The organism is Persicitalea sp. (assembly GCF_041751555.1).
Classification (GTDB): Bacteria; Bacteroidota; Bacteroidia; order Cytophagales; family Spirosomataceae; genus Persicitalea.
This window is the reverse complement of sequence record NZ_JBGSXF010000243.1, coordinates 1-13,802: the sequence shown is the minus strand read 5'-3', so window position 1 is coordinate 13,802 and position 13,802 is coordinate 1. Positions and strand designations below refer to the sequence as shown.

General features: G+C 52.5%; 10 protein-coding genes. 5 read left to right on the top strand and 5 right to left on the bottom strand.

Going from position 1 to position 13,802, the window contains the following annotated elements:
• Positions 1-1,224 (bottom strand): hypothetical protein (locus ACEW8P_RS08725; protein ID WP_373512701.1); only part of this gene is annotated, 1,224 nt, incomplete at its 3' end.
• Between the two features lie 62 nt (positions 1,225-1,286).
• The gene (locus ACEW8P_RS08720; protein WP_373512700.1) at positions 1,287-3,770 is read right to left on the bottom strand and encodes a zinc-dependent metalloprotease; all 2,484 of its coding nucleotides are present in this window, start codon (positions 3,768-3,770) and stop codon (positions 1,287-1,289) included.
• Positions 3,771-4,011: 241 nt separating this feature from the next.
• Here ACEW8P_RS08720 and ACEW8P_RS08715 point away from each other — a divergent pair, with 241 nt between their 5' ends.
• From ACEW8P_RS08715 to ACEW8P_RS08695, 5 genes are all read left to right on the top strand, one after another.
• The gene (locus ACEW8P_RS08715; RefSeq protein ID WP_373512699.1) at positions 4,012-4,419 is read left to right on the top strand and encodes a hypothetical protein; all 408 of its coding nucleotides are present in this window, start codon (positions 4,012-4,014) and stop codon (positions 4,417-4,419) included.
• Positions 4,420-4,716: 297 nt separating this feature from the next.
• Positions 4,717-7,080, top strand: a complete 2,364-nt coding sequence (locus tag ACEW8P_RS08710) for a TonB-dependent siderophore receptor (RefSeq protein WP_373512698.1) — start codon at positions 4,717-4,719, stop codon at positions 7,078-7,080.
• Positions 7,081-7,199: 119 nt separating this feature from the next.
• Complete coding sequence (locus tag ACEW8P_RS08705) at positions 7,200-8,003, top strand: DUF4198 domain-containing protein (RefSeq protein WP_373512697.1); 804 nt, start codon at positions 7,200-7,202, stop codon at positions 8,001-8,003.
• Positions 8,004-8,140: 137 nt separating this feature from the next.
• Positions 8,141-9,112 carry a DUF1080 domain-containing protein gene (locus ACEW8P_RS08700; protein ID WP_373512696.1) on the top strand — a complete coding sequence of 324 codons (972 nt, stop codon included), beginning with the start codon at positions 8,141-8,143 and terminating at the stop codon, positions 9,110-9,112.
• Positions 9,113-9,159: 47 nt separating this feature from the next.
• Positions 9,160-10,071: an ABC transporter substrate-binding protein gene (locus tag ACEW8P_RS08695; protein ID WP_373512695.1), complete on the top strand. Its 912-nt coding sequence runs from the start codon at positions 9,160-9,162 to the stop codon at positions 10,069-10,071.
• Between the two features lie 305 nt (positions 10,072-10,376).
• On the opposite strand, the gene ACEW8P_RS08690 is transcribed toward ACEW8P_RS08695, so the two are convergent.
• From ACEW8P_RS08690 to ACEW8P_RS08680, 3 genes are all read right to left on the bottom strand, one after another.
• A complete protein-coding gene (locus ACEW8P_RS08690) occupies positions 10,377-11,276 on the bottom strand; it encodes a DUF6454 family protein (protein ID WP_373512694.1) in 900 nt (299 codons plus the stop codon).
• Between the two features lie 24 nt (positions 11,277-11,300).
• The gene (locus tag ACEW8P_RS08685; RefSeq protein WP_373512693.1) at positions 11,301-12,383 is read right to left on the bottom strand and encodes a serine hydrolase domain-containing protein; all 1,083 of its coding nucleotides are present in this window, start codon (positions 12,381-12,383) and stop codon (positions 11,301-11,303) included.
• A gap of 196 nt (positions 12,384-12,579) precedes the next feature.
• Positions 12,580-13,802 (bottom strand): Gfo/Idh/MocA family protein (locus ACEW8P_RS08680; protein ID WP_373512692.1); only part of this gene is annotated, 1,223 nt, incomplete at its 5' end.

Sequence of the window (13,802 nt, the reverse complement as noted above, 5' to 3'; positions counted from 1 at the left end):
ATTCATACCGTTTTCCAGGCGGTCATAACTGGAATGCTGCACCGATGCGTAAGGCTGCAAAGTACCCTGACTACCCAGCAGGTCGTCGGCCATTTTGTAGCCCAATTGCCCATAAACTACTGTACCCGTTCCAAACATGGGGTAGGCATTGCCCTGTGAACCACCCACGCCGGGCAGCGGCTGCGTAGTACCCGTGGCGGGATTCATCAGCCCGTTGTAGCGCAGGTAATCCTTTCCATAGTCCGTATTGAAATAGCCGAGGTAAGAAGAAATCGCTGTGCCTTTATCTTTGTCGAGCGGCATGTCTAGGTAAGCTGCTACCGACCAAAGATTGAGATTGTGGTAAGAGGTGTCAGCATTCGCCGTTTCCTTTGTCCAGGTTGCATTCTTCTGAGATATAAAACCTGCTTCCAGGTTCAGGACTTTACGGTTGCCCAGGTAGGTACCCGTCATATAGCCCGGAGTGGTGTTGGACTCGGTGTCGAAAATGTTGTAGATAAATAGTCCCTGAAACTGCTTCTTATGCTTGCGCTGAGCGAAAGTGGCGTTCGGCCCAAGGGGCGGCGGGACACCACCGTTGGTCTCGATCGGAAAGGGGTCGGATACATCCACCCGGTAGTTGAATTTGCCCAATTGCCCCCGGCTGTACAGACTCAACTTTCGGCCAAACTCGTCGGTTTGTTCCACTGTCGCCTGGGCAAAAACGGGAACATCCATCGTCATAATGGTACCGATACTGGGCTGTGAGAAGCGCGAAAGGCCGCCGACGATCGTCAGACCACCGCCAAAACGTACGAATTGGTTAGCTTTCCGATAAACTTCGTATTCACCCAGAGCGTCATGAAAGAAAGCAGCAATTTTTCGATTACTGGGGGTACCGTTGGTATTATAGCCGGGAAAGGCGTTATTCTTATTGAAATTATTCATCCCAAACTGCATGTACAGAAATACCCGGTCGGTGATTTGTCCGAACATCTGAATGCGCGTCCGGCGCAAGCCGATGTCGAAAGTCTGGGGAGCGGGGTCGCCCAGTGAAGTGGTACCGGGGTTGCTCTCGTTGAAGCGCAACCAGGTTTGGTTCAAGAACGTGGCTTTGAAATAGTGAGAACCAGATTCGTTGAAATTGTAGCGGAGGTCGTTGCGGAAATTGGGGTCTTCTTTCTTTTTTTCCTGGGCAAAGGCGGGGACGGAAATGATGAGTGATAGCCAGAGAAATTTTTTCATTCGTATCGGTAAGCTTGGGTTTCCTCAGTTGTGTTTTGCCCAAAAGTACTGAAAATAAAAAATTACCTCCAACCACAAAACGGCTCCAACCACTCCTGACCCGGATCGATCGGCGACCCGTCGGGTGCGTCGTTGGGCTTCAGATCGGGCATGCCCTCTTTCTCGCCTTTTTCGAATAAATCAATTTTTTGCAAAGTGTAAACAAGATGCGCGTGATCCTGCTCGGCGGGAAAGGTTTGCTGCCCTTCCATCCATTCTTTCAACTGGTCGAGTTTGAAATACGCCATCGACCGCGCCGCCGAAGAAGCCTCTTCCGACGAAGCCAGATTCATCAGTTCCTGCACGATCATACTTTCCGTCTGACGCAGTACTGCAGCTTCGTAGGCATCGCCATCGCCCGCTCTGCTCCGGGAATTAGCGGCACGTTTCCAGGTTTGATTCACCAGGGCATCCACCACCTCGCTTAGGCCGGGCAGCGACGGGTCCACTGCCTGCTGCGCTTCCAGCCGACTGGCCCGCTGCGGGTGGAGGACGAAACTCAGTGTGAGCGAAGTAGCTGCCTCGGCGGGAGCCAGCGGGTCGAACGTCAGGCCCGTGCGGCCCGAGAATAGTTCGCGTGAATTGCCGTCAAAGCCAAACGGGCGCGGTGGCAATAGCGCCAGAATTTTAGGGGATAAAGCCAATGCCTCGGGCCGCATCGAAGCCAATATAGCCTGCAAAGCCCGACGTTGCTCGCGCCCATCCACGGACTTTTGGGCTACCTGCCCATCGCCGCGCAGGGCGTAGGTGTAGTCCACGCCGCCAATAACTTTGGCCGCCGCTTCCACCTGATAGCGGTGAAACAAATACATCGGCACAAGTACTTCCTGCAAAGTCGCCAGTGGCATCCCGACGGGGATTTTCTTTTCCGAAAAATTGTCGAGAGCAATCTGCCGCACTTTCATTACCCGATCCAATTCATCCACGGCATTGCGACCGCCGTCCCAAAGGTGGGTTTTAGAATGGGAACTACCCGCCGGACGGGCGTCCTGATCGGTCAGGAAGCCTTCGCCGGTCTTCAGGTAACTGGTGATGATTTTATTCAAAGAATCCTTTTCGTTGCTCCCCTTAGGAAACTCGCGGTAGGCGTAGTTGATCGCGATTTTGTCCCAGGAGCCGATGCCCTTGGCGTACGAATTAGATAGATCCAGCGTACCGTCGCGCTTGATGTCCACCTGCGGGTGCGGGTAGTCCATCACCGAGCCACGGTCGTTGGTGCTGGCAATGTAATTGTGCGGCAGTCCCAGCGTGTGGCCCACCTCGTGCGCCGCCAATTGCCGCAGCCGAGCCAGCGAAAGCGCCATCATTTCGTCCGACACTTTTTGGCCTTCTTCGTACTTGGCAACCAGTCCCTGTGCGATGAGGAAATCCTGCCGCACCCGCAACGAGCCGAGCGTCACTTTACCCTTCAAAATTTCGCCCGTGCGTGGGTCCGAAATGCTGCCGCCGTACGACCAGCCGCGCGTGGAGCGGTGCACCCATTGAATCAGATTGTATCGGATGTCCATCGGATCGGCATCGGGCGGCAGGAGTTTTACCTGGAAGGCATCCTTGTAGCCTGCCGCTTCGAACGCCTGATTCCACCAAGCCGCGCCTTCCATGAGGGCCGAACGGATGGGTTCGGGCGCACCGGGGTCCATGTAGTAGATGATCGGCTTCACGGCTTCACTCATGGCCGCCGATGGGTTTTTCTTCTGCAGACGGTGCCGCGAAATGTAGCGCTTGATAATCGGGTCGCCCACGGGTGAGGCGTAGTCAAAAAACTCGATGCCATTCACGCCCGACCGCGGGTCAAAGGCGCGGGTTTGGTAGCCATTGCCCGGTAGTTCGACCAACGAATGGTGCTGGTGCATGGTCACGGCGTTGGCCGAGGGCACCACCGATCGCAGGTAGCCACCGGGATTGTCACCCGTGAGCGTAATGATGGTCTCGAATTCGGTGTTTTTGGGAAAATTCTTGGTGCGATCCATGAACAGCGCTGAGCGCGACGCGTCCATTTTGAAAGTACCCTGCTTGGTACGGGTAATAGCTTGCGCAGCATTGACAGCGTCCTGCATCAGGAAAGGCGTGAGTTCCACCAGTATACGATTACCCGTTTCAGCGGCCACCTCGAAACCCCAAAGTACCGACTGCGCGAAGGACTCGGCCACCGCCTGCCGCTCCAGCGGATCGTCCGACAGAGCGCGGTAGGCGTAGTTGGGTTCGACCATCAGGATTTTGGGGCCGCTACGCTGGAATTTGACGATGTGTTCGCTACCCAGCCGCCCGCGATCCAGGCCGATGTCGTTGGAACCCACGCCCTGCGCCAACGTCGGATAGTAGAGTAGTTCGGTGTCCAGTTTGCTAATTTCCAGCCAGATTTTGCCCTTTTTGGCGTCGTAGTAAAACGGCAGGTAGCCGTCTTGCTTCGTCATGCCTTCGGTGGCTTTTTCGATGGTTGGCGTTTGAGCAATGGCAAAAACCGAAGCCAGCAGTACGAAGGCTGTGAGTAAAGTGTATTTCCGCATAGTAGATTTTGTTTAGGGCATGAATATAGGATTAATGCAGGAAAGGATAAAGCTAGGAGATAAGATTCTGGGTTTTGTTATGGAAAACGAAGGCGAAATGATGCATCCTGAATTTTTTGAAATGTTCAAATGTGATCTGGCTAGCCCCGACAAAACGTATGTGAAATGCTTAATGCATAAGAATGGATTTTTTAATTCATAATTACTGGCTCGAGAACAAATTGTTTGTAGTATTGTAGCAATGAATCTGAGATCCTTCATCGTTTTGCTGGTATTGGCCAACTATCTGTTCCTTGCTGGATCGGGCTACGTTAGCCGACCGGAGCAGGATTCGTTCATGGTGTTGATTCAGTCTAAATCTGCCGAGAGCCACCACTACGAGTCGCGCCGATATATGCGTACAGACGCCCTCGAGTCTTTTATAGTCGAGGCCCTGGCCACCAAATATGAGAATGCTACTCACGCTCAGGATCAGTTGCTTTTTTTAATAGTAACCGGGGTGGATGCCCATCCGCTACCTGACATTGACCAATTTCAGGTAGCCAGTGTTTTTAAGAAAAAAAATAATCGGTACCATTATACAATCATGCCGATAAGAAATATAGCGCTCGCTATATTCTCCCCGCCGGAAAGCTCCGGCCTAGCCTGATTTCTCAGGTAATACCTCTCATGTTGGATTGTATATTGTAGTCAATCGACGCTTTTGTTTGTCATCGTGGATTTACCATGAGTCAGTCTCGATAGATTCGAAATAGCGTGTCATAGTATGCGTGCAAATACCATAATACAATTTCAATCGAATCGTACTCTTTGAATTGTGGCCGAGGGATATCCATTTCCAGCGGTCACATGCAGGGTGTTACTTGTTGGCTCACATCGAGGTACTTTTCAAAATTTCTTCCTTCAAAAATCACTTCCTGCCATCACAGGATCAATAAGCACTTATATGAATCTGAAATATATTCTCCTTTTGCTCACGTTTGTGGGCCTCGCCCAATCGAGCTACGCCCAAAATGGTAGCCTGTCGGGCCGTATTTATTCCGCCGATAAAACGCCGCTTGGCGGGGCAACCCTGAGTTTGCAAAAAACCGCCTTCAATACCATTACCGACGAAAAAGGGTACTTCATCCTGCGCCAGATTCCGGCCGGATCCTATACCTTGACTGCTTCTTCGATGGGCTATTCCGCCGCCCGGCAAGATGTCGTAATCTCCGCCCAAAAATCGACGGTCTTGGACCTGCAACTCTCTGAAAATAACACGGAATTACAGGAAGTGACCATCACGGGCAAGGGCAGCCAGTACAAAGCCGATAACTCCTCGCTCGCCACGCGCTCCGAGGTACCCTTGATCGAAACCCCGCAATCGGTGCAGGTTATTTCTCAGCAGATTATCCGGGATCGTCAGGCGTTCACACTCAACGATATAGCGCCGCTAATGACGGGCGTAAAGTCGAACAATGGGATGGGGGCAATTGGCTTGCGGGGCTTCACGGGCTACAATCCCAATACCGCCAGCTTCACGACTTTCAATGGTATTCGGGGTACCTTGTACCTGTGGAGTCAGCAGCCGTTGTTGTACAATATTGAAAAAGTGGAAGTTCTGCGCGGACCGGCATCGGTATTGTTCAGCGAGGGAATGCCCGGTGGGGTAATCAACTTTGTCACGAAAAAACCGCAAGCCCAGAAGCAACTCGAAGTGACGGCAACCCACGGTACCTGGAACGCGGCCCGCTTTTCTGCTGACGCTACCGGCGCTTTGACCCGAAACGGGAAGCTGATGTACCGGGCGATCGTCGGTTACGACCGCACCAACAGCTTCCGGGATTACCAGAAGGTCGAGAATCTGTTCATTGCGCCCTCGCTCGCTTACGTTTTTTCGGCCAATACCAATCTGAATCTGGAAGTCAACTACGCCAAGGCGAACAGTGTGCAACAATACGACCGGGGTACTTTTGTGAAAGATAACGGCGACGGCACCTACGATTTCGACTACTACCCCAACAATCTGACCGTGCAGAGCCCGACTGATTTTGGAAGAAACAAAAACTCCTCCGCCACCCTGACTTTCAACCATCGCTTCAGCCAAAACCTGACGCTGACAGCCGTTCAGCGGTACGTACGGAGCCAATTTACCTTCGCCGATCATTTCGTGCGCGGGTCGGTTCGCAACGATTCAATCAGCCGCAGCTACTCCTACTGGGATTACGACCAGTTCAACGCCCAAACGACGGCCTACCTCAACTATAAAATCGCGACGGGAAAAATCAGGCACAGCATTCTGGCGGGTGTGGATTACAACCGCTTTGGCTGGACCCAAAACGATTACCGTAATTCGCCCTCCACGCGTATTTCGATTCTGAATCCTGACTACTCGAATGATGTTCCGGCTCCCAATCCGAAAGTCGATTTTTATGACGACAACAAGCAGTCGACCGATCTGGTCGGGGGGTATTTGCAGGATCAAATTAGTTTTGGGGCCAAGATTAAGGCGCTGTTGTCGGTGCGATACGATCATTACGACCTGACCCAGACTCCGCTCTCGGAAAGGGACAGCCAACAGGGCGACGCCTCAGTCGCCAGCGCCTGGTTGCCCCGCTTTGGACTGGTGTATCTGCTGCTGCCGAACGTGTCGTTTTACGGCAGTTTCACAAAATCCTTCTCACCGCAATCGTCGAATAGTGGTGGGGCAGGTGGTCCTTTTCCGCCGCGCGAAGCCCGACAATTCGAATTGGGCTACAAGGGCGATTTTTTCAAGAACCAGCTTTCTACCATGCTGGCGGTTTACACCATCGACTACACTAACATCCTCGCTGCCGACCCTACGGCCGACAATCCCAATCGCCAAACCTTGGTGCCCGGCACCGTAAGCAAGGGAATCGAACTGACCGTGCAGGGCAACGTCAAAGGACTAAGTATCCTGACTGGCTACGCCCTGAACGATCACACACTCACTTCCACGAGCACGATCGGAAAGAAAGGCGACCGCTACATCAACGCGCCCCGTCACCTCGCCAACGTCTTGCTCAAGTACAACTTCCGGGGCCACGCGCTGAACGGCCTTGGACTCGGGGTAGGGGGGCGCTACACCAGCGATCAGATTGGGAATCAGGGCAATCAGGCACTGGTGATACCAGCGTGGACGGTGCTGGATGCGCTGGCCAACTACCAGGTACGGCGATTCAATGTGCAGTTCAACCTTTACAACCTCACCAACGCCCGCTACTTCATCGGCGGCCTGTCGCGCAATCCGGTGGCCTCGCTGGGTAATCCCATCAATTTTCGGCTCGGGGTAGCGTACACGGTTTTTTGACCGGTACTTATTGCCGTCCCCTTTTTAGCAAGATCTATTCACCATCGCCCCTTTTTCCTAATAAGCATTCACTACCGTCCCCTTTCTTACATTTTCAATTTTTAACCAAAAAATACCTAATGAAACACAACCGATTAGTTCTCCTGATTGCCGCCTTTCTGATTAGTTCATTGACCTTCGCGCACGAGTTTTGGCTCGAGCCGATCAAGTTTTTATTGAAACAAAACGAAAAGGTCACGATCCACATGAAGGTGGGCGAAGACTACCAGGGCGACCATTCCAACGGCAAGAAATACAATCTCACGAAGTTGGAGCTATATGGTAATGGCAAAAAGAAAGACATCCGGGGCGATGTCTACGGTGATAGCCTCAGCACGGTCGATTTGACCATTCCTGCCGAAGGTACCCAGTTGGTCGCCTTCAGCAACACCAGCAAATTCATCGAACTGGAAGGACCTAGATTCAATAATTATCTGCGCTCGGAAGGGTTGGATGGCGTACTTCGGAGCCGCGCACAACAAGGCGATACGGTAAAGGCTGGTCGGGAACTGTACCAGCGCTGCGTGAAAACGCTGGTACAAGTAGGCAGCAAAACGGACGACACTTATTCGATCGACACCGGGATGCGGCTGGAAATCATTCCAGGCAAAAACCCATACACGGCCAACGCGGCGGGATCGATCAAGTTCAAAGTCCGATTCGACAACAAGCCGCTGGCAAACAGCCTGGTACTGGCCTGGCACATGGTGGACGGCACTACTACGCACACCAAATTGCGGAGCGACAAGAACGGCGAAGTCACGTTTCCCATCGCCAAGATTGGCAAATGGATGATTAGCACAGTACACATGATTCCGACTCCTGACGCCAAACAAGCTGATTGGCAGAGTTTCTGGGGTAGCTACACGTTCGGGTATTACTGAGCCGAGGACCACAAAGATTCCGATAAATTCGAGAAAGGCCGCTTCTCCGACTATTTTTACCCAAAATTAATCGGAGAAGCGGCCTTGTCTGTGGTCCGAGCTACTACTCAAAAAAATTCTAAACCACCCGGAAGCGTATGAAAAAGGTAATCGAATCCCGTTCTTTTCGCCAGTGCTTATCGGTACTGGTACTCTCCACTGTCTGCGCTCTCTTTGTTCGTACTATCTCCGCCAAACCTGCCGCCACCGCGGTCGAAGGCCGGTGGAATATTACTGTCGATGTTGCCGGGGCACCAGCTTCTTCGTGGCTGGAAGTCATTCACTCCGGCAACCATACTTTGGTGGGGCGGTACGTGTCGGTATCGGGGAGCGCCCGGCCAATTTCGGAGGTGCATTTCGAGGATGGGAAATTCAATTTCTCGATTCCGCCGCAATGGGAAAAAGGCGCTGGCAACTTTTCGTTCGAAGGTACCGTCGAGGGCGACAAAATGAGCGGCTCGCTCACCATGCCTGACGGCAAAACGCACCAGTGGACGGGCGTCCGGGCTCCCACGTTGCGGCGCGACAAAAGGCCCGTCTGGGGTGAGCCCGTCAAACTCATCAAACCCACGGAAGGCAGCACCATCGAGGGCTGGCATACGGTCGGCACCAGCCAATGGACGATCCAGAACGGCATCCTGAAAAGCGAAAAGTCGGGCGTGAACCTGATTACCGACGACAAGTACCAGGACTTCAAACTACACGCCGAATTCAGGATTCCCAAGGGCAGCAACAGCGGCGTGTACCTGCGCGGCCGCTACGAAGTGCAGGTGTCGGACGGCAAAGGACTGGAACCTTCGCCTTACGAACTGGGCGGCGTGTACGGTTTTATCAGCCCAAGTGAGATGATGGCCAAATATCCCGGCGAGTGGCAATCGTTTGACGTGACGCTGATCGGTCGGATGATTACACTGGTCGTGAATGGTAAGGAGGTGATTACCAATCAGGAAATTCCGGGTACCACCGGCCGGGCACTCGACAGTCGGGAGGCCGAACCGGGCCCGCTCTACGTGCAGGGCGACCACGGGCCGGTCGAGTACCGGAACATCGTGGTTACGCCCGGCAAGTAGTTTTGAATCCCCAATTTTTTATCCACACTAACCAACCCAAATTCATTATGGGAAATTTAAAAGTAGCACTCGACTGGACGCCCAACACCAACCATACCGGATTTTTTGTAGCCAAAGAACTTGGCTTTTATGAAGAGGCCGGGCTGGAAGTCCAAATTATTTCTCCCGCCCAGGACGGATACGCTACAACACCAGCGAAGAAACTGGAACTAGGCGAATGTGATTTTGCCATTGCGCCCTTTGAAAGTGTCATCAGTCTGAATACCAAGGCAAAGAAAGTAAATGCGGTGGCCATCGCCGCTTTGTTGCAACAAGATATTAGCTCCATCGTCACCCTCACCAGCAGCGAAATTACCCGCCCTCGTGATTTGGATGGGCGTACCTATGCCTCGTACCAGGCCAGATACGAAGATGCGATCGTAAAACAAATGATTATCAACGATGGCGGTAAGGGGAACCTCGATTTCATGTATCCGGCTAAGCTGGGCATCTGGGATACCCTTTTAAAAAACGTTGCCGATTCAACCTGGATATTCGACAATTGGGAAGGTGTGGAAGCAGAAACCAACGGCGTGGCGTTGAATCATTTCCGACTGGCCGATTACGACGTTCCCTATGCTTACTCGCCGGTCATCGCAGCCACGGCGGAGGCCATAGCCGAGAGAAAAGAACCCTACAAAGCCTTTCTGCAAGCCACCAAACGCGGGTTTCAATTGGCAATCAACGATCCCAAACAAGCAGTGGGCATCCTGACCAGTCATCTTCCCGAGCGGGATGTAAAGATGATCAACGTGGGCAAAAGCCAGGAGTTCGTCTCGCCTTACTACGGCGATGAAGCCGAATGGGGATCCATGGAAAAAGACCGCATCGACCGTTTCCTGCTCTGGTTGATAGAACATGAATTGGCTGATGAGTCCGTTCTTGACCACACGTTTTACACAAACGTCCTTTTGTTGTAAACGGATCAAACCAACTCCCCCACCGCCATCTCCGCCGCCGCGGCGGCTTGCCGCAGCACCGTCTCGATGGCCCGCTGCCTATGGTCGGGCGGGTGTAGCCGTTCTTGTTCAGCACCCGCCGCACCACCATCATGATCCTGGCCCGCGCGGCTGGATTTCGATTTTTAAAGTTATTTTGGACAGGGTAAAGATTTATGGGAAATTGACCATCTATGGCGTGATTTGACGGGGCTTCTCTGATAAAAAAGTTTCTTAGGAAAATTTCCTGGCTAGATTTTGAGGGGATACCAGCCTATTGTCCCCGCCTAGTGTAGCTTTACCTCGTACACATACATCGTAGCCTGGTCATCATCCGGGACGAAGTACCCTCTGATGCCTTCATTGATACTCTCCAACCAGAAAGGGTTCTGAGTCATAGGCTTTCCCGTAGGCGACCACAGCGATAAAGGGATTTGGTGGACAGGTCGATGATTCGTGAGGTCGATCAATTCCAGCCCACCCAGGCGAAAAACCGAACCTCCATTCCGGTAACTCTTCAACCCACCGCAAAGCATTCGATGGTTGCCAACGTAGTGGCAATCCTGATAATCGATGTAAAAAGAGGGATTGGGAAGGCGGATATTTTTGGAAGATTCATTATCGACCACCTTCCCGCCGGGGTCGAGCGCCCATTCATAAAATACTCTTGCCCCCCAATTGATGCCGTGTAGGGTATGCGAATCCGGGTCGTGAACGATTCCACCCAGGTGGTCGTCAAAGCGGAATACCTCGGTCACTTTGAGGCTCTCCGGCTCAACTTTGTAACCCACCGAGCGACTATCGGGCCGATACTCCGCCACGGGTACCCAAATGTTTTCACCGTCGAAATCGATTCCGCCGGGGTGGTACATTGCTCCCTCGCCTAGCTTTATATCCGCCAGGAGTTTCCCATCGGCGTCGAATTTGAAGAGATGGCCCGTCCCCTTGCCCAATGCTCTATCCTGAACTTCGACGGAAGACATATAAAAGTTGGCCCCGATTTTTACCATTCCCTGCGGGTGATGGGCCGGGAATGACAGAGGGACGGCGGCTATCTGCTGCCAATTGCTGTCGTCACGCAGAAGCAGAAACTTTGCTCCTAAGTCGGACTTGGAGGATTGCCCAAAAGAAGTACCAGCGAGAGAAAGAATGAGGGCCAGAAGTTTGAAAAATCCTTTTGTCTTCATTCGATTCTACGTTTGGAATTTGTACTACTTGATAATCACTTTTAATTTCCCCCAAAGTTCATTGTCGAAATCGCTCAGCAGCGCGTCACTGGTTTTTTCACCCATCCTGATGACCACCAGATTTTGGGAAGGAAGTACGTAGATTTTCTGATCATTTTTTCCAAATGCCTGGTACAGATCGTCCGGCGCGTTGGGAATCATGGGGCCGGGAAATGTGCGCTGCGTTTGGGGAAGCATATAGCTACTTTTGCCGTTAAGCCAGGTGAGGTAGCCGTAGCTCAAATTGAATTTTTGGGAGGTGTTGGTTTGGGCGTTGAAGTAGGCTTCGCCCTTCAGAATGACCGTGTCGCCCCACTTGCCTTTATTCAGCATCAGCAAACCAAATCGGGCCATGCTTAGGGCGTCGCTAAAAAAGACGTTATTAGCGTCAGGATCTTTGCGCCAAAATCCTTTCATCCCAATCCTATTCCTGATCTTTTGCTGAAAGTAGTCATTGTACGTCAGGCCACTGGCTTTTTGTACCACCTGATCCAGCAAGGTGTAGGGAGCGTTGTGGTAAGACCAGCGCGTACCAGCGTCGGCTTTGTACTTCAAGCAGGCCGGAAGCGTACAATCTACATCACCCGTGCCATCATCCAGTCCGGTAGTCATCGTCAACTGATTTTTGACGGTAATCAGGTTTTCCTTTTCGAGCGGAAGCGACGTCCAGCCCTTGCCCAGGTACTTAGATGTTTGGTCGTCGATATTCAGGATGCCTTCGGCCTGGGCAATTCCCACTAAGAATCCGGTCAAGGTTTTCCCGGCGGAAGCCCAGTACCACCAACTATCCTGCTTGAAAGTGCCGAAGTACTTCTCCGCCACGATTTTGCCATCTTTGAGAATAATGAAGGCTTTGGTGTCTTTGCTTTCCAGTAAGAGGTAAAGGTCGTTGAGTGCTACGGTATCCCAACCCATTGCCTTAGCACTCGCTTTTTCCCACTCTCCGTTTCCAATCGGCGGAAAATAAAATTTCTCTGATTGCGGACTGACCTTCGGATCGGGTTTGGTGCATGAGTTGGTAATGGATGCACCCCATAGTACCAGCAGAAAAAAGAGTGATTTGTCCATTAAAAGTCTATTTTGAGTTTAGCTTACGTTCAGCTGCCCAGACTCGAATAGAGATCCCTAAGTTTAAAGTCAATGCGCCAACAGGTTTGAATACTCAATAAATTCTCTCCATATCGACCGCCCGCTAGACTAGTTCCTTCTTCATGGACGGCACCATCCTTTCCTCCTTTCTCCCTTGTCCTCTCTCCTTCCCTATCTACACCTTCGGCAGCACCCAAGGCTTTCTATATTTCGGCGTAATCATCGCATTCGCCGCCGCGTTATCGCCAAAATTTTTCTTGCTTTCATTCCAGACGAGCTGCGACTTGGTCAATAATGCGATGTTGCCCGCGTGGGCGTAGGCCGCTACTAACCGACCGTTTTCGATCGGACAATTGGGTTCCGCGCGGGACTTGATGCAGTCGATAAAATTTTGAGTGTGCTCCTGATGGTAGCTTTTGCCGGGCTGCGACGGGATGGCGGGTACTTTGTACGAAAGTCGGTCGCCGCTGAGTTCGGGGATAACTTCCCAGCCCTCGCGGTTGATCACCAGCGTGGCGTCGTTGCACACGAAAGCCAGGCCGTACTTCTTACCATAAGGACCGCTCTCTACCCCCGCGATATTCTCCCAATTGATGACATAGTCCGGCAGTTGGTAGTTGACGCTCAGTGTGTCGAAGGTTTGGTGGGCGTGGTCGGGATAGGCAAAGTTGCCGCCCGAGGACGTAATCGATAGCGGCATATCCTTGACATCCTTGGCCCACAGCGCCATGTCGAGCAGGTGGACGCCCCAATCGGTCATCAGGCCGCCACCGTAGTCCCAGAACATCCGCCACGAACCATGAAATCGGCTTTTGTTGAAAGTGCGTTCAGGTGCCGGACCAAGCCACATCTCGAAATCTACGCCGGGTGGCACGGGCGAATCGGGTACCACGGGTTGACCTATGCCGTACATGAAATTGGCCCAGACATTGACCTTCCTTAGTGGGCCGAATTGACCCTGCCGAACCAAATCCAGCGCCTTCATCCAGTGGGTGCCACTGCGCTGCTGCTGCCCTACCTGCACCACGCGCTTGTACTTGCGGGTGGCTTCCACCATCAGGTCGCACTCGGCGATGCTGTTGGCCAGCGGCTTCTCTACATAAATATCCTTTCCTGCCTGACAAGCCGCCACGAAGGGCAGGCAGTGCCAGTGATCGGGCGTCCCGATGATGACCGCGTCGATGGATTTGTCGTCCATTACTTTGCGGAAATCTTTATAGAGCTTCGGGGCCTTTCCTTGTTTTTTCAACACGTCTGCGCCACGATCGGCCAGTATCTTGTCGTCGATGTCGCAAAGAGCCGCACATTCCACATCGGGGATGTTGAGGGCATTAATAAGCGCCCCGAAGCCCCGGTTTTTGGCTCCAATTAGGGCGACGACAATTTTTTCGTTCGCCC